This window comes from Klebsiella sp. K5-45, assembly GCF_030128605.1.
GTDB classification, from domain to species: domain Bacteria; phylum Pseudomonadota; class Gammaproteobacteria; order Enterobacterales; family Enterobacteriaceae; genus Klebsiella; species Klebsiella quasipneumoniae.
Genome location: NZ_JAKUZW010000005.1, coordinates 315,329 through 331,972 on the forward strand (window position 1 = coordinate 315,329; position 16,644 = coordinate 331,972).

The window sequence follows — 16,644 nt, forward strand, 5'->3', positions numbered from 1 at the left end:
CATATATTATTCACCACAGTGATATATATTCTGGTAAATATAATTATTGCGAAGACCCGCCCTACTGAAAATACCACAGCCGTTCCGGCGCCCTATTCTATCTCACCCTCTTTTTTAGCCTGGCTACGTAATAGCGCCACCAGCGTCATTCAGCTGGCCATGTTCCGGCTGTTAAGAAAAAACTATGTCACTCTCATCCATTCTGCGGACAATATTCAACTCTGCGCCAATCAGCAGTACGCAGAATGCAAAATGACCTGTGTGGAAAAAATACTGTTTGACCATTTCGCTACGCCAAAATCCAGTGACCAGGATCTGCCGCTTTCTCTGCACGTCGCCGAAAAGAACCACTGGGCCACCGATCCTCACTGCCAAGGGCTGCGGCTCAGCCCGACGCACCAAACGTGGAATATGATATTGATTGCCGCGCCCTCCCTGCTATTGATCGCCGCGCTCGCCTGGAAAATGCTTTTTGATAATCAGGCGATAATTCACTCCAGCGTGTTCAGCTGGCTGACAATGGGGATGGTTTCCGGCCTGTGGTGGCTGTGGCTGTTATGCATCACCTTAAACGCCACCCGGCTGGACCGGGAAGGGATCGCCGTTAATATCTTTCATCACTATATTGATACCCTGAAGGAGACGCTTATTGCTGACTCAGATACCCTGACCGATGAAAACGCCGATTATTGCGTGGCGATCGGTAAAACCGCCCTGCTTCCCGAAAGATATGGTGAATATGTAAAAATCATCAACCTTATTAAGTATCCCTTTTGTCTGCAGAGGCTGGATTAACGAGGGGATGGTATGTGGAATTTTATAATGCATCTGCATCCACTGCTGTTTCTCGGCGGTTTTATACTTATCGTCCCGGGTATCTATATTGCTATTGGTATAATGATTATCCTGTCGCGGCCAGCGGCTCAGCCCCAGCCGCACGCGATGGAGGTTAGCCCCTGGCTGCTGGCGTGGCTGACCGGAGAAGGGACCCGGGTGATTCAGCTGGCAATGTTCAGCTTACTCAGTAATAAGCATCTGTGGATCCCGGAGCCCGGGCAGGTTTTGGCCAACGGACGCTATGCAAACCACGAAATGAACGTCATTGAAAGCATGCTATTTGACCATTTTGCGGTGCGAAAGCCGTGTCATGAAGATCTGCCCTGCTGCCTGAGTATCGCCGGACGTAACCTCTGGCAGGAACAGATAGCAAGCGCGGGTTTAGCCTTAAGTCCGCTGCGCCGCGGATGGAATATGCTGGCCATCAGCATCCCTTCGGTCGCCCTCGGCGTTATCGTTGCCAGTAAGACCTTTATCTGGCTCGACCTCACCGCTTACAGCATCTTCAGTTGCCTGCTCATGCCCTCGGGTTGCGTTCTGTGGGGCGGATTATGGATAGAGGCCATTAGCAAAACCATTCGTCTCGATATCAACGGCATTTCGCATCATGACGCCCATGCCTGCATCAATGCGTTACGAGAAACGTTAGCGTATAAAGGCGCGCAGGAGGATGACGCGACGGCCATGCTCTGCGTGGCGGTAAACGGCGTGGAATCGCTTCCCGAGCGCTACCGGGAATATAAAGCGTTAATAGCGCCGATTAGCATTATCACGTCGCTGCGCACAGAGGATTAGGACCCCGCCAGGCCGGCGGGGCGAAGGTAAGGTTACATGGCGTCCAGCGCTTTCTGCAGCTTCCAGATATAGCGCGGCGCCTGCGGAGCCGGGTGTTTTTTCGCCACATGCTCGAAGAACTCATCGGCGTCGAGGTCGTTAATCTCCTCGATGGCGTCCTGCCGGTTTGACGAGAAGGTGCGCAGCAGCGCGCCAGCGCCGTTGGCATAGGAGACCACCACCGCATAGCGCATCACCTGCGGGTCTTTGATCCCCGCCAGCGGACCATTCTCCAGAATGCTCAGATAGGCGGCCCCCATCGAGATATTCCGTTCCGGGTTTTTCAGCTCACTGACCGACGGCTCGCCGCGCCAGCCCATCCGCCGGTAAACATCGCGTCCGGAGGTCGACGGCTTAAGCTGCATCAGCCCGACGGCGCCGGATTTACTCACTACCGCAGGGTTACCGCCCGACTCGATGGCAATGATCGCCGTGATCAGCTGCGGATCCACGCCCCAGGCGGCGCCGGCTTTTTCACTGATCGGCATCCACTGCATCGCCCGCTTCACCGGGACCTCGGGGTTCCACGGTGGATTGGTGTAATCGTGTTTCGAACTACAACCGGCCAGAAAAACGACTAAAATAAGCAACCATCTCAATTTCACACATCTATCCTTATCTACCCAAACGCCATCATGCTGCAGAACGACGGCAGCGGTACGTCCCCCGCCCGCCGACAGCCTGATGGATGACGGGTGCGGATTGAAGTTAGCCACCTGGAGATGACAATCGCCATTCCAGGCGGCATCATAACCCTTTCATTCATAGCAAGGAATTATCATGTCTCAGTTTTATCTGGTCGCGCCATCCGGTTATTGCATCAACCAGCAGGCGGCGGCCCGCGGCGTCGAGCGTCTGCAGCAGGCCGGGCACGAGGTGGCCCACCAGCAGGTCATTCCCCGTCGGCAGCAGCGTTTCGCCGGAACTGAACATGAACGGCTGGCCGATATTAACCAGCTTGCCCAGCTGCCTGGCCGCAACCGGATCGTTCTCGCGGTGCGCGGCGGCTACGGCGCCAGCCGCCTGCTGCCGCATATCGACTGGCAGGGGCTGATTGCCCGCCAGCAGCGCGACCCGTTGCTGATTTGCGGCCACAGCGATTTCACCGTCATCCAGTCGGGCCTGCTGGCCATGGGCAACGTCGTCACCTTCAGCGGGCCGATGCTCGCAGGGAACTTCGGCGCGGAGACCCTCGATCCGTTTACCGAACAGCATTTCTGGCAGGCGCTGCGCCAGCCTGAATTCACCCTCGAATGGCCGGGCGAAGGGCCGAACTGCCGGGTGGAAGGCACCCTGTGGGGCGGGAATCTGGCGATGCTGACTTCGCTTATCGGTACCCCGTGGCTACCGGCGATCCGCGACGGCATCCTGGTGGTAGAGGATATCAATGAGCACCCGTTCCGCGTCGAACGCATGCTGCTTCAGCTGTTGCACAGCGGCGTACTGGCGGCGCAGAAGGCGGTGATCTTCGGCAGCTTCACCGGCGGCGCGCCGAACGACTATGACGTGGGATATGACCTGCCGCAGGTGTTTGATTATCTGCGCCAGCAGCTCTCTGTACCGCTGATAAGCGGACTGGAGTTTGGCCACGAGCAGCGCACGGTGACCCTGCCGCTGGGCGCGCGCGCGCGGCTGGTCAACCAGCCATCAGCCACCACCCTGACAATCAGCGGCCACCCGGTGCTGGCAGAATAAATTTCCCAGACGCATAGGCGGATTCCCTGCGAATTGTTAAAATAGTGTCACTTTTAGCCATTTTTTCACGCCAGTCAGGGAGTACGTGAACATTGGACGCCGCTGCGGTCATTAGTCTGTTTATTCTGGGTTCTGTTTTAGTAACCTGCAGTATCTTATTGAGCTCCTTTTCTTCGCGCCTTGGCATCCCGATTCTGGTCATCTTTCTGGCCATCGGGATGCTGGCAGGCATTGACGGCATCGGCGGCATCCCCTTCGACAACTACCCCTTCGCCTACATGGTGAGTAACCTGGCGCTGGCGGTGATCCTGCTGGACGGCGGGATGCGCACCCAGGCCAGCTCCTTTCGCGTCGCGCTGTGGCCAGCACTGTCGCTGGCGACGGTCGGGGTGCTGATCACCTCGGCGCTGACCGGGATGATGGCGGCCTGGCTGTTCAAACTGGATATGATCGAAGGCCTGCTGATCGGCGCCATTGTCGGCTCCACCGACGCCGCGGCGGTCTTCTCGCTGCTCGGCGGCAAGGGGCTCAACGAGCGCGTCGGCTCGACGCTGGAGATTGAGTCAGGCAGTAACGATCCGATGGCGGTCTTCCTGACCATCACCCTGATCGAAATGATCCAGCAGCACCAGACCGGCCTCAGCTGGATGTTCGCCGTGCATATCATTCAACAGTTCGGTCTCGGGATCGCCATCGGCCTCGGCGGCGGCTACCTGCTGCTGCAGATGATCAACCGCATCGTGCTGCCCGCCGGGCTCTATCCGCTGCTGGCGCTGAGCGGCGGGATCATGATTTTCGCCGTCACCACTACCCTCGACGGCAGCGGTATCCTCGCCGTCTATCTCTGCGGCTTTCTGCTGGGCAACCGGCCTATCCGCAACCGGCACGGTATCCTGCAGAACTTCGACGGTCTGGCGTGGCTGGCGCAAATCGCCATGTTCCTGGTGCTGGGCCTGCTGGTGACGCCCTCCGACCTGCTGCCGATCGCTATCCCGGCGCTGTTGCTGTCGATGTGGATGATTTTCATTGCCCGTCCGCTGTCGGTATTTGCCGGTCTGCTGCCGTTCCGCGGGTTCAACCTCCGCGAACGGGTATTTATCAGCTGGGTCGGCCTGCGCGGCGCAGTGCCGATTATTCTCGCGGTGTTCCCGATGATGGCCGGCCTGGACAACGCCCGCCTGTTCTTCAATGTCGCCTTCTTCGTGGTGCTGGTGTCGCTTCTGCTCCAGGGCACCTCGCTATCGTGGGCGGCGAAAAAAGCCAAAGTGGTGGTGCCGCCCGTCAGCTGGCCCATCTCCCGCGTCGGGCTGGATATTCACCCGGAAAACCCGTGGGAGCAGTTTGTCTACCAGCTGGGCGCCGATAAATGGTGCATCGGCGCGGCGCTGCGCGACCTGCATATGCCGCCGGAGACGCGGATTGCCGCCCTGTTTCGCAACAATGCCCTGCTGCACCCCACCGGCAGCACCCGCCTGCGGGAAGGCGATATCCTGTGCGTCATTGGCCGGGAGCACGACCTGCCGGCGCTGGGCAAAATGTTCAGCCAGTCGCCGCCGGTGGCGCTCGATCAGCGTTTTTTCGGCGACTTTATACTTGATGCCGAGGCCCGCTTCGCCGATGTGGCGCAAATCTACGGCCTCGACGGCGGAGAGGAGTTCCGCGAACATCAGCAGTCGCTGGGGGAAGTGGTGCAGCAGCTGCTGGGCGCCGCGCCAGTGGTGGGCGACCAGGTGGAGTTCGCCGGGATGGTATGGACAGTCGCGGAAAAAGAGAACGATCACGTGCTGAAGGTAGGGGTACGGGTCGCGGAAGACGAGGCGGAGTGATCCGCCCCGGAACAGGTTACAGGGTCACAACCGGCACCCGCGGCGCCAGGGCGCACATCAGCTCATAGCCGACGGTGCCGCAGCTGGCCGCCACGTCGTCGATTTTAATCTCTTTGCCCCACAGTTCGACCGGCGCGCCGATCCCGGCCTGCGGACAGGGCGTTAAATCGACCGCCAACATATCCATCGACACGCGCCCGACGGTGGTGGTGCGTACGCCGTCCACCAGCACCGGCGTGCCGCTCGGCGCCACCCGCGGGTAGCCGTCGGCATAGCCGCAGGCGACGATGCCGATCCGCTGCTCCTGGGTGGTGCGATACAGGCCGCCATAGCCAATCGCTTCGCCGGGGCGCAGGTTCTGCACGGCGATGATTTCGCTGCGCAGGGTCATCACCGGCTTCAGGCCGGTGTTCGCGATATCCTGCCACTGCCCGGAGGGCGATGCGCCATACAGCACGATCCCGGGACGAACCCAGTCAAAATGCGCTTCCGGATGCCAGAGCGTCGCCGCCGAGTTGGCCAGCGAGCGTGGGCAATCCAGCCCCTCCGCCGCCTGTTCGATCCGGCGCATCGGCTCAACAATCCCCTGCGGGTTCTCCGCCTCCGCGAAGTGCGACATCAGCGTCATCTCGCCGACGTTGCTTATCGCCCGCAGCTGCTGCCAGACGGTATGCACCCGCTCCGGCATAAAGCCCAGCCGGTTCATACCGCTGTTCACCTTGAGATAGATATCCAGCGGCGCGCGCAGCTTCGCCTGCTGCAGCGCCTTAATCTGCCAGTTGCTGTGGACGCTGGTGGTTAAGCGATATTGATCCAGCACCGCCAGCTCATCGGCATGGAAGAAGCCCTCCAGCAACAGGATCGGCCCTTTCCAGCCCTGCTCGCGCAGCAGGATCGCCTCTTCCAGGTTGAGCAAGGCGAAACCATCCGCCGCGCTTAACGCACTCCATACCCGCGCCACGCCATGGCCATAAGCATTTGCTTTGACCACCGCCCACAGGCGCGACCCGGGGGCCGCGCGACGCACTATCTGTAAATTCTGCCGCAAGGCCAGCAAGTCGATACTGGCCACTACCGGACGGGTCATGCAAGCTCCTTAGTTGTGTGCGCCATGCAGATGCTGCGGACGCGCCGGGGTAAACCCGGGGCTATAGCGGGCGACAGCCAGATCGTCGTAAGGGATCGCCGGCGTGCGGCCGGAGATCAGATCGCTGATAAGCTGCCCGGAGCCGCAGGCCATGGTCCAACCAAGCGTGCCGTGGCCGGTGTTGAGCCACAGGTTTTTAAACGCCGTGCGCCCGACCACCGGCGTGCCGTCCGGCGTCATCGGCCGCAGGCCGGTCCAGAAGGTGGCCTGCTCAACGTGGCCGCCGCGCGGGAACAGATCGCGCACCACCATCTCCAGGGTTTCGCGACGCGGCTGCAGCAGCGCTTTATTAAAACCGACGATCTCGGCCATACCGCCGACGCGAATGCGCTGATCGAAACGGGTGATGGCGATTTTATAGGTCTCATCAAGGATAGTGGAAACCGGCGCGCCGTCTTCCTGGGCAATCGGGATGGTTAACGAATAGCCTTTCAGCGGGTAGACAGGAATATCCACCAGCCCCTTGAGCATCGCCGTCGAGTAAGAGCCAAAGGCCATGACATAGGCGTCGCCCTTGATAATCTCATCGCCGCATTTCACCCCGGCAATGCGATCGCCCTCCTGCAGCAGGGCGTCCACCGCGGTGTTAAAGCGGAAGGTGACCCCGGCCTGTTCCGCCATCGCCGCCAGACGGGTGGTAAACAGCTGGCAGTCGCCGGTTTCATCGTTTGGCAGACGCAGACCGCCGGTCAGTTTGTGGCTAACCTCCGCCAGCGCGGGCTCCACTTCCGCCAGCCGCTTCGCCTCCAGCAACTGATAGGGCACGCCGGCGTCCTCCAGCACCGCGATGTCGCGGGTGGCGTTTTCATACTGTTTGGCGGTACGGAACAGCTGCAGCGTCCCGCCCTGACGCCCTTCATACTGAATGCCGGTGGTGTCGCGCAGCGCCTTCAGGCAGTCGCGGCTGTACTCCGCCAGGCGCACCATCCGGCCTTTGTTCTCCATATAATGGCGGGTGTCGCAGTTGCGCAGCATCTGCCACATCCACTTCAGCTGGAACGACGTGCCGTCAAGGCCGATCGCCAGCGGCGCATGGCGCTGGAACATCCATTTGATCGCCTTCAGCGGCACTCCCGGCGCCGCCCACGGCGCCGCATAGCCGGGAGATATCTGCCCGGCGTTGGCCGCGCTGGTCTCCTCTGCCGGACCGGGCTGACGGTCGATGACCGTCACCTCATGACCCGCCTGACTCAAATACCACGCGCTGGCTACCCCAACCACCCCACTTCCCAGTATGACGACACGCATAGCAACTCCGTAACAGTTAAAGAACAATCATCTAATTACAAATTGATAACTCAGTTGAAAATATTATTCAACATACGCTTTATTTATGGTGACTTAACTCACAGCAAACCGCACCAGTCCTGAGCTGTAAGATTTACGATCTCATGCTGCGCTTTATTTTTACCCAGCATTTAATTCTGCAAATAAGCGCAAAAAACGGCTTTGAGATGGGGAAATCGCGAAGAAAAGCGATTGGCTGACAACACAGTTTGCTGTGCGGTGTTCTATGCTTGTTTAGAGGTTTTCCGTTCAGAGAAAACCAACAACAACGAGGGCGCGCTAATGGCTACGATTGACTCCATGAACAAGGACACCACCCGTTTAAGCGATGGACCCGACTGGACGTTTGAGTTACTGGAGACCTACCTGGCCGAAGTGGACCGGGTCGCTAAGCTCTATCGTCTTGACACCTACCCGCACCAGATCGAAGTCATTACTTCCGAACAGATGATGGACGCCTACTCCAGCGTCGGCATGCCCATCAACTATCCGCACTGGTCGTTCGGCAAAAAATTCATTGAGACCGAGCAGGCCTATAAGCACGGCCAGCAGGGCCTGGCGTATGAGATCGTCATCAATTCCAATCCCTGCATCGCTTATCTGATGGAAGAAAATACCATCACCATGCAGGCGCTGGTGATGGCGCACGCCTGCTACGGGCATAACTCGTTCTTCAAAAACAATTACCTGTTTCGCAGCTGGACCGACGCCAGCTCAATCATTGACTACCTGATTTTCGCCCGCAAATACATTACCGAGTGCGAAGAGCGCTATGGCGTCGACGAAGTGGAGAAACTGCTCGACTCCTGCCACGCGCTGATGAACTACGGCGTCGACCGCTATAAACGTCCGCAAAAAATCTCTCTGCAGGAGGAGAAGGCGCGGCAGAAAAGCCGGGAAGAGTATCTGCAGAGCCAGGTGAATATGCTGTGGCGTACCCTGCCGAAGCGCGAAGAGGAGAAGGCGATTGAGTCCGCCCGCCGCTACCCTTCCGAACCGCAGGAGAACCTGCTGTACTTTATGGAGAAGAACGCCCCGCTGCTGGAATCGTGGCAGCGCGAGATCCTGCGCATCGTGCGCAAAGTCAGCCAGTATTTCTACCCGCAGAAACAGACCCAGGTGATGAACGAGGGGTGGGCCACCTTCTGGCACTATACCATCCTCAACCATCTCTATGATGAAGGGAAAGTGACCGAGCGCTTTATGCTGGAGTTTCTCCACAGCCACACGAACGTGGTCTTCCAGCCGCCGTACAACAGTCCGTGGTACAGCGGGATTAACCCCTACGCGCTGGGGTTCGCCATGTTCCAGGACATCAAGCGCATCTGCCAGTCGCCTACCGAAGAGGACAAGTACTGGTTCCCGGATATCGCTGGTTCCGACTGGCTGGAAACGCTGCATTTCGCCATGCGCGACTTCAAGGATGAGAGCTTTATCAGCCAGTTCCTGTCGCCGAAGATCATGCGCGATTTCCGCTTCTTTACCGTGCTCGACGACGATCACAACAATTATCTCGAGATCTCGGCGATCCACAACGAAGAGGGCTATCGCGAAATCCGCAACAAGCTCTCGGCGCAATATAACCTCAGCAATCTCGAGCCGAATATCCAGGTGTGGAACGTTGACCTGCGCGGCGACCGCTCGCTGACGTTGCGCTATGTGCCGCACAACCGCGTCCCGCTGGACAAAGGGCGGCGCGAAGTACTGAAACATGTGCATCGTCTGTGGGGGTTCGATGTGCTGCTGGAGCAGCAGAACGCCGACGGCAGCATTGAGCTGCTGGACCGCTGCCCGGCGCGGCCAAACGCGCTATAGCATTGCGGGACGTTAAAACGACGAAGGGGGCCATCGGCCCCCTTATTTTATTTATCGATCGCGAATAGCCGGCTTAACGCACATTCATGGCTAAATCGCCGGGCAGCGATTTCTGCATCCGGTGCCAGATCTCGCCGCTGTCATGGCCGTAGCGACGAACCAGCTCATACACCTGATCGTGCAGGCCGCCTTCGCACACCTTCGCCAGCTGATGATAAAAGCCCAGCGCCAGGCTGCGCGCTTCCGGGCTGGAGAAGTAGTGGCGGCCGATGCGGGTATATAGCCCCTTCATGCCGTTGAGGATCAGGCCATAAATCGGGTTGCCGGAGGCGAAAGCCAGACCGCGGAAAATGTTGTAATCGAGATCGGCGAAGGCGTCGGCGTGATCTTCCACTTCCCGGGCGCTGTCCAGCACCGCCAGCGCTTTATCCGGATGCTGACGGAACGCGGTGCGAATAAAAATCGTGGAAATATTGGTGCGCACGGAGAGCAGGTTATCAATCAACTGGGGGACGCTGTCGTGATCGAGACGCGCCAGTGTTTCAAGGATATTCAGCCCGGAGGTCTCCCAGAAGTTGTTCACTTTGGTGGGTTTGCCGTGCTGAATGGTCAACCAGCCGTCACGCGCCAGACGCTGCAACACTTCGCGCAGCGTGGTGCGGGTGACACCGATCAGCTCAGAAAGCTCGCGTTCAGCGGGGAGAATCGATCCAGGTGGGAAGCGGTTATTCCAGATGCTCTCAATGATATACTCTTCCGCGAAACCCGCAGGGCTCTGCGCCTTAATGACCATAATAATATTTCCATTACACATTGTTGCAATTGCACTCATCATACCAGAGCCGCTATAGCGCAGATAGCATCGCAAGTGAATTAAAAAGGGATCGCCGTTTCATTTTCCGTTTTTACTTTACGCTTTTCCTTATCTCCCGTAACCGCCGCAGCGCTGCGAAGAAAGTTGCTTCTCATTTTGCTCAACTGGTACTCTTGCCAATAGTTACGCACAAAATCATGCACTAATTGACGGGGAAGGATTCTGTCGTGGAAATTTCTTATGGCCGCGCGCTGTGGCGCAATTTTCTTGGCCAGTCGCCTGACTGGTACAAGCTGGCATTAATCATTTTCTTAATTATCAATCCGCTGGTGTTCGCCGTGGCGCCATTTGTCGCCGGCTGGCTGCTGGTGGTTGAGTTTATCTTTACCCTCGCCATGGCGCTGAAGTGCTATCCGCTGCTGCCGGGTGGCCTGCTGGCTATCGAGGCGCTGCTGATCGGCATGACCAGCCCAGCGCACGTGCGGGAAGAGATCGCCAGCAACCTGGAAGTGCTGCTTCTGCTGATGTTTATGGTGGCGGGCATCTACTTTATGAAGCAGCTGCTGCTGTTTGTCTTTACGCGCCTGCTGTTAGGGATCCGCAGCAAGATGCTGCTGTCGCTGGCCTTCTGCCTGGCCGCTGCCTTCCTCTCCGCCTTTCTCGATGCGCTGACGGTGGTGGCGGTGGTGATAAGCGTCGCCGTCGGGTTCTACGGCATCTATCACCGCGTCGCCTCGGCGCGCCCGGACGATAGCGACCTGCTCGACGACAGCCATATCGAGCAACACTACCGCGAGGTGCTGGAGCAGTTCCGCGGCTTTCTACGCAGCCTGATGATGCACGCCGGCGTCGGGACCGCGCTCGGCGGCGTCATGACCATGGTCGGCGAACCGCAAAACCTGATTATCGCCAAAGCGGCGGGCTGGCATTTTGGCGAGTTCTTTCTCCGCATGGCGCCCGTCACCCTGCCGGTGATGGTCTGCGGTCTGTTAACCTGTCTGCTGGTGGAAAAGTATCGCCTGTTTGGCTACGGCGAACCGCTGCCGCCGACGGTGCGCAAGGTGCTGCAGGAGTTTGACGATCGCAGCCGCGCCCAGCGCAGTCGTCAGGAGCGGCTACGGCTGATTGCCCAGGCGCTCATTGGCGTTTGGTTGATCGTCGCCCTCGCTTTTCACCTGGCTGAGGTCGGCCTGATTGGCCTGTCGGTGATCATCCTCGCCACCACCTTTACCGGGGTGACCGATGAGCACGCGATTGGCAAGGCGTTCACCGAGGCGTTGCCCTTCACCGCGCTGCTCACGGTGTTCTTTGCCGTAGTGGCGGTGATCATCGACCAGCAGCTGTTCACGCCGGTCATCGAGTTTGTTCTGCAGGCCTCTCCGCACGCGCAGCTGTCGCTGTTTTATCTGTTTAACGGCCTGCTGTCGTCCATCTCGGATAACGTTTTTGTCGGCACGGTCTACATCAACGAAGCGAAAACCGCCCTCGAGCATGGCGCCATCAGCCTGAAGCAGTTTGAGATGCTGGCGGTGGCAATCAACACCGGCACCAACCTGCCGTCAGTGGCCACCCCGAACGGCCAGGCGGCATTCCTGTTCCTGCTGACCTCCGCGCTGGCGCCGCTTATCCGGCTCTCCTATGGCCGCATGGTGTGGATGGCCCTGCCCTACACCCTCGTACTGACGCTGGTCGGCCTGCTGTGCGTCGAGTTCACCCTGATGCCGGTCACCGAATGGTTGCTGGCTCACGGCTGGCTGGTTACCCCCACCCTGCCGTGATCCACGCGTCGCCCGGGTTCGCCCGGGCGATTCAATAACCAGTTACGTAATATTTTCCGCCGGGCCGCTGGCGTCGGTACGGTTTTCGTTTACACTGCCATGATTTAGCATCTTCCAGGGAAATGATTATGTTGCAATATTTAAACCAGTGCTCGCGGGGACGCGGCGCCTGGCTGCTGATGGCCTTGACCGCGTTCATTCTCGAACTCGTCGCGCTGTGGTTCCAGCACGTGATGCTGCTGCAGCCGTGCGTGATGTGCATTTATGAACGCTGCGCCCTGTTTGGCATCATGGGCGCGGGGCTGGTGGGCGCTATCGCCCCTAAAACGCCGCTGCGCTATGTCGCCATGCTGATTTGGCTGTACAGCGCGGTACGTGGGCTACAGCTGGCGTGGGAACATACGATGATTCAGCTGCACCCATCGCCGTTCCAGACCTGCGATTTCGCCGCCCGTTTCCCGAGCTGGCTGCCGCTGGATAAATGGTTGCCGCAGGTGTTTGTCGCGTCCGGCGACTGTTCGGTACGCCAGTGGCAGTTCCTGTCGCTGGAGATGCCGCAATGGCTGGTGGGAATTTTCGCGGCTTATCTGGTGGTCGCTATCCTGGTGATCGTTGCTCAGCCTTTTAAAGCCAAAAAGCGCGATCTGTTTGGCCGCTAAGCCGCAGCGAGTACCGCACACTGAAACGCCCTACGGGGCGTTTTTTTGTGCCTGCCGTTCATCACTGAATCGTTTCCTGTCCGTGGTTGACCACAGACACCAAAAGGTGCATATTAAATACATCTTTTATAACCCCACAGGAGCTCACATGTCATCTTTACTGATCCCCGCAGACTGGAAAGTTAAACGCTCCACCCCGTTCTTTACCAAAGAGAACGTCCCCGCCGCCCTGCTGAGTCACCACAACACCGCGGCCGGTGTCTTCGGTCAGTTGTGCGTCATGGAAGGTACGGTCACCTATTACGGTTTTGCCAATGAACAGGCGACGGAGCCGGAGAAAAAAGTCGTGATTCATGCCGGGCAGTTTGCCACCAGTCCGCCGCAGTACTGGCACCGCGTCGAACTCAGCGACGATGCCCGCTTCAATATTCACTTCTGGGTGGCGGAAGAAACCGACGGTGAAAACGGGCTGTTTCACGCGAAGAAAGCGTGACGGGCTTACCGCGCCCTGTCAGGCAGATTGAGGATATGGTCCTGCCAGTCGACAACGGTGGACTCGGGCACCGCTATATGGCGGACGGAGATGCGTTCGCCGTGCATCGCCGCTTTTGAGCCGGTCAGCAGCGGGTGCCAGGCCGGCAGAGGTTTGCCTTCCGCCAGCAGGCGATAGGCGCAGGTCGGCGGCAGCCATTCGAAGGTCGGCAGATTTTCACGAGTGAGCTTGATGCAGTCCGGCTCATATTCGAAGCGACGCTCGTAGTTACGGCACTGGCAGGTTTTGATATTGAGCTGACGGCAGGCGACGTTGGTGAAGTAGATCTCATCGGTATCTTCATCCATCAGCTTATGCAGGCAGCACTGGCCGCAGCCGTCACACAGCGATTCCCACTCCGCGTCGGTCATGTCATCCAGGGTTTTTTGTTGCCAGAAAGGTTGTTCGCTCATCGGAATGTCCGTCGTTGCCAGTTAAGGGTGCACCTTATAACCAGTCTGGCACGACGATGCAAGTTTTGCCGCCCCAAAAGGCGGCAAACCGCGCTTACAGTACGCGGGTGGTGAGCGACAGGCCGTTGAAACCGACCTCCAGCTCGTCGCCGCTGTGCAGCGGTCCCACCCCTTCGGGGGTGCCGGTGAGGATCACGTCGCCGGCTTTGAGGGTAAAAAAGCGCGACATGTAGGCGATCAGCGGCACAATCTTATGGATCATGTCGGCGGTAGTGCCCTGCTGGCGCACTTCGCCGTTAATCTTCAGACTTAACGGCGTATTCTGCGGGTCGCCGTGGAACTCGGCCGCCGGAATAAAGCCGGAGATCGGACAGGCGTTATCGAAGCCTTTGGCCTTCTCCCACGGCTGCCCGGCCTTTTTCATTTTAGCTTGCAGGTCGCGCAGGGTGAGATCCAGCGCGACGCCATAGCCGGCAATCCCTTTCAGCACATGCTCTTCCGTCGCCTGACGCAGCGTACCGCCGATCAGCACCGCCAGCTCCACTTCATGATGCACCGAACCCAGCCCCTCAGGAAGCACCAACGGCTGACGGAGATCGCACAGTGCGCTCTCAGGTTTAATAAACAGCACCGGCTCTTCCGGCGTCGCACTGCCCATTTCCTTGATGTGCTTTGCATAATTGCTGCCGACGCAAACCACTTTGCTCACCGGATAATCCAGGAGCGCTCCCTGCCAGTTATGATGTTGGTACATTATTTTCCCTCGTGGGTTAATCGGATTGTTTCCCCTGTTCCGCCAGGTGTTTCTTTAGTAGATTTTCAGATGGCGGAGGAAGTTGCAGGTAATAGCCCTGTTCGCTTAGCGCCTGTTTCACTTTTTCAAGGTCGGCGTTAACCAGTTTTTTGCGCCCATCCAGCGGCAGCAGCATCGCCATTTGCGGCGTGCCGAAACCGCGCATGAGCTCGTCAGGAACGCGTGAGAAATCGTCCTTTTTTTCGACGTATAAATAGGTTTGTTCACGTTTAGTACTTCGATAGATCACACAAAACATAGTTTTACTCGGAATTAGACCCGTGGTCACTTGCCTCAATATATCAGTGACTATAACATGCCTTTTAGTCTTCGGAATATCACCGCACTTCGGCGGTCGATAAACAGCAAATTGAGTAAGGCCAGGATGTCAAATACGCCAATCGAACTTAAAGGCAGTAGCTTCACGTTATCTGTCGTTCATTTGCACGATGCAAATCCCGAGGTTATTCGTCAGGCGTTAGAAGACAAAATCGCCCAGGCTCCCGCCTTTTTACGCCATGCTCCGGTGGTGGTGAATATCGCCAGCGTCGAGGAGAGTGTCGAATGGCGCGCCGTCAACGAGGCTATCGCCGCGACCGGTTTACGCATTATGGGCGTCAGCGGATGCAAAATCCCGCGCCTGAAAACCGAAATCGACCGCGCCGGGATCCCGTTATTAACCGAAGGGAAAGAAAAAGCCCCTCGTCCGGCACCGTCCGAACCCGCCCCGCCGCCGCCAGTTGCTAGTCAGATCACAAAAACGCGTTTGATTGATCAGCCGGTACGTTCCGGTCAGCGCATTTATGCGCCACACTGTGATCTTATTGTTACAAATCATGTGAGTGCCGGTGCGGAACTTATCGCTGACGGCAATATCCATGTATATGGCATGATGCGAGGACGCGCATTGGCAGGCGCCGGTGGCGACAGAGACGCCCAGATATTTTGTACCCACCTTGCGGCGGAGCTGGTCTCCATCGCCGGGGAATATTGGCTGAGCGATAACATCCCGGCCGAATTTTATGGCAAAGCGGCACGCCTGCGTTTAGGCGAAAGCGCTTTGACAATTCAACCGTTAAATTAATCCCTTTTTAACAAGGAATTTCTATGGCACGCATTATTGTTGTGACTTCGGGTAAAGGGGGCGTTGGCAAGACCACCTCCAGCGCGGCCATCGCTACAGGTTTGGCCCAGAAGGGAAAGAAAACCGTCGTTATCGACTTCGACATCGGCCTGCGTAACCTCGACCTGATTATGGGCTGCGAACGTCGCGTCGTTTATGATTTCGTCAACGTCATCCAGGGCGATGCCACATTGAACCAGGCGCTGATCAAAGATAAGCGCACGGAAAACCTCTACATTCTTCCGGCGTCCCAGACCCGGGATAAAGACGCCCTGACCCGCGAAGGCGTCGACAAAGTTCTCGAAGAACTGAAGAAGATGGAGTTCGATTTCATCGTCTGTGACTCCCCGGCAGGCATTGAGACCGGTGCGCTGATGGCGCTCTATTTCGCTGACGAAGCCATTATCACTACCAACCCGGAAGTCTCCTCCGTTCGCGACTCCGACCGTATCCTTGGCATTCTCGCCTCCAAATCCCGTCGTGCGGAAAATGGCGAAGAGCCGATCAAAGAGCACCTGCTACTGACCCGCTACAATCCAGGCCGCGTCAATAAAGGCGATATGCTGAGCATGGAAGACGTGCTGGAGATTCTGCGCATCAACCTGGTGGGCGTGATCCCGGAAGACCAGTCAGTCCTGCGCGCATCCAACCAGGGTGAGCCTGTGATCCTCGATGCCGCGTCGGACGCAGGCAAAGCCTATGCCGATACCGTTGAACGTCTGCTCGGAGAAGAACGCCCTTTCCGCTTCATTGAAGAAGAGAAGAAAGGATTCCTCAAACGCCTGTTCGGAGGATAAATTATGGCTTTACTCGACTTTTTTCTCTCGCGAAAAAAGAACACGGCTAATATTGCGAAAGAACGCCTGCAAATCATCGTCGCCGAGCGCCGCCGCGGGGACGCGGAGCCGCATTACCTGCCGCAGTTGCGCAAAGATATCCTGGAAGTGATCTGTAAATACGTGCAGATCGACCCGGAGATGGTCAGCGTGCAACTGGAGCAGCGGGACGGTGATATTTCCATTCTTGAGCTGAACGTGACCCTACCCGAAACGGAAGAGTCGAAACCCTGACCTGCTGTTCCATCCCGAAAA

The 16,644-nt window shown here is 57.9% G+C and carries 18 protein-coding genes and 1 pseudogene; 11 read left to right on the top strand and 8 right to left on the bottom strand.

From position 1 onward, the window contains the following. The first annotated feature begins 252 nt into the window (after positions 1-252). A complete protein-coding gene (locus MKS11_RS13165; protein WP_227523465.1) occupies positions 253-795 on the top strand; it encodes a hypothetical protein in 543 nt (180 codons plus the stop codon). Between the two features lie 27 nt (positions 796-822). Next, on the top strand, positions 823-1,632 hold the full coding sequence (locus MKS11_RS13170) for a TIGR04222 domain-containing membrane protein (protein ID WP_227523464.1): 810 nt from the start codon (positions 823-825) through the stop codon (positions 1,630-1,632). A gap of 32 nt (positions 1,633-1,664) precedes the next feature. Here the strand turns inward: MKS11_RS13170 and emtA are convergent, their stop codons facing one another. Further along, the gene (gene emtA, locus MKS11_RS13175) at positions 1,665-2,276 is read right to left on the bottom strand and encodes a membrane-bound lytic murein transglycosylase EmtA (RefSeq protein ID WP_004203299.1); all 612 of its coding nucleotides are present in this window, start codon (positions 2,274-2,276) and stop codon (positions 1,665-1,667) included. 175 nt (positions 2,277-2,451) lie between these two features. On the opposite strand from emtA, the gene ldcA reads away from it, so the two are divergent. Together ldcA and MKS11_RS13185 are read left to right on the top strand one after the other, a co-directional pair. Then, the gene (ldcA, locus tag MKS11_RS13180; protein ID WP_017900195.1) at positions 2,452-3,366 is read left to right on the top strand and encodes a muramoyltetrapeptide carboxypeptidase; all 915 of its coding nucleotides are present in this window, start codon (positions 2,452-2,454) and stop codon (positions 3,364-3,366) included. Positions 3,367-3,458: 92 nt separating this feature from the next. Next, positions 3,459-5,192: a potassium/proton antiporter gene (locus tag MKS11_RS13185; protein WP_004203303.1), complete on the top strand. Its 1,734-nt coding sequence runs from the start codon at positions 3,459-3,461 to the stop codon at positions 5,190-5,192. 16 nt (positions 5,193-5,208) lie between these two features. Here MKS11_RS13185 and dadX read toward each other — a convergent pair whose 3' ends face one another. The 3 genes and pseudogenes from dadX to MKS11_RS13200 all read right to left on the bottom strand — a co-directional run bounded on the left by dadX (position 5,209) and on the right by MKS11_RS13200 (position 7,832). After that, positions 5,209-6,279, bottom strand: a complete 1,071-nt coding sequence (gene dadX / locus MKS11_RS13190) for a catabolic alanine racemase DadX (protein ID WP_004203306.1) — start codon at positions 6,277-6,279, stop codon at positions 5,209-5,211. Between the two features lie 9 nt (positions 6,280-6,288). Then, positions 6,289-7,587: a D-amino acid dehydrogenase gene (locus MKS11_RS13195; protein ID WP_023318600.1), complete on the bottom strand. Its 1,299-nt coding sequence runs from the start codon at positions 7,585-7,587 to the stop codon at positions 6,289-6,291. Between the two features lie 98 nt (positions 7,588-7,685). Beyond that, positions 7,686-7,832 (bottom strand): annotated as a pseudogene (locus MKS11_RS13200) (hypothetical protein). A 76-nt stretch (positions 7,833-7,908) separates the two neighbouring features. Between MKS11_RS13200 and MKS11_RS13205 the strand changes: the two are divergent. Further along, complete coding sequence (locus tag MKS11_RS13205) at positions 7,909-9,441, top strand: SpoVR family protein (RefSeq protein ID WP_069602629.1); 1,533 nt, start codon at positions 7,909-7,911, stop codon at positions 9,439-9,441. A 73-nt stretch (positions 9,442-9,514) separates the two neighbouring features. On the opposite strand, the gene fadR is transcribed toward MKS11_RS13205, so the two are convergent. Continuing rightward, entirely contained in the window at positions 9,515-10,234 is a 720-nt protein-coding gene (fadR, locus tag MKS11_RS13210; protein WP_004203311.1) for a fatty acid metabolism transcriptional regulator FadR, read from the bottom strand. A gap of 248 nt (positions 10,235-10,482) precedes the next feature. Here fadR and nhaB point away from each other — a divergent pair, with 248 nt between their 5' ends. The 3 genes from nhaB to MKS11_RS13225 all read left to right on the top strand — a co-directional run bounded on the left by nhaB (position 10,483) and on the right by MKS11_RS13225 (position 13,185). After that, entirely contained in the window at positions 10,483-12,033 is a 1,551-nt protein-coding gene (gene nhaB / locus MKS11_RS13215; protein WP_004203313.1) for a sodium/proton antiporter NhaB, read from the top strand. 128 nt (positions 12,034-12,161) lie between these two features. Beyond that, complete coding sequence (dsbB, locus tag MKS11_RS13220; protein ID WP_004203315.1) at positions 12,162-12,692, top strand: disulfide bond formation protein DsbB; 531 nt, start codon at positions 12,162-12,164, stop codon at positions 12,690-12,692. A 148-nt stretch (positions 12,693-12,840) separates the two neighbouring features. Next, positions 12,841-13,185 (top strand): DUF1971 domain-containing protein, encoded by a 345-nt coding sequence (locus MKS11_RS13225; protein ID WP_002910895.1) that lies wholly within the window; start codon positions 12,841-12,843, stop codon positions 13,183-13,185. 5 nt (positions 13,186-13,190) lie between these two features. On the opposite strand, the gene MKS11_RS13230 is transcribed toward MKS11_RS13225, so the two are convergent. The 3 genes from MKS11_RS13230 to MKS11_RS13240 all read right to left on the bottom strand — a co-directional run bounded on the left by MKS11_RS13230 (position 13,191) and on the right by MKS11_RS13240 (position 14,689). Continuing rightward, a complete protein-coding gene (locus MKS11_RS13230; protein WP_017900197.1) occupies positions 13,191-13,637 on the bottom strand; it encodes a YcgN family cysteine cluster protein in 447 nt (148 codons plus the stop codon). A 94-nt stretch (positions 13,638-13,731) separates the two neighbouring features. Beyond that, the gene (locus MKS11_RS13235; RefSeq protein WP_023318603.1) at positions 13,732-14,391 is read right to left on the bottom strand and encodes a fumarylacetoacetate hydrolase family protein; all 660 of its coding nucleotides are present in this window, start codon (positions 14,389-14,391) and stop codon (positions 13,732-13,734) included. Between the two features lie 16 nt (positions 14,392-14,407). Continuing rightward, a complete protein-coding gene (locus tag MKS11_RS13240; protein WP_004203320.1) occupies positions 14,408-14,689 on the bottom strand; it encodes a YcgL domain-containing protein in 282 nt (93 codons plus the stop codon). Positions 14,690-14,815: 126 nt separating this feature from the next. Between MKS11_RS13240 and minC the strand changes: the two genes are divergently transcribed. Genes minC through minE form a run of 3 tightly spaced genes read left to right on the top strand, consistent with a single transcriptional unit; the run spans position 14,816 to position 16,623 of the window. Then, positions 14,816-15,514 (top strand): septum site-determining protein MinC, encoded by a 699-nt coding sequence (minC, locus tag MKS11_RS13245; protein ID WP_004203323.1) that lies wholly within the window; start codon positions 14,816-14,818, stop codon positions 15,512-15,514. 23 nt (positions 15,515-15,537) lie between these two features. Continuing rightward, positions 15,538-16,350, top strand: coding sequence for a septum site-determining protein MinD (gene minD, locus MKS11_RS13250; protein ID WP_002910900.1), 813 nt, complete (start codon positions 15,538-15,540; stop codon positions 16,348-16,350). 3 nt (positions 16,351-16,353) lie between these two features. Then, positions 16,354-16,623 (top strand): cell division topological specificity factor MinE, encoded by a 270-nt coding sequence (minE, locus tag MKS11_RS13255; RefSeq protein WP_004103270.1) that lies wholly within the window; start codon positions 16,354-16,356, stop codon positions 16,621-16,623. The last annotated feature ends 21 nt before the right edge of the window (positions 16,624-16,644 follow it).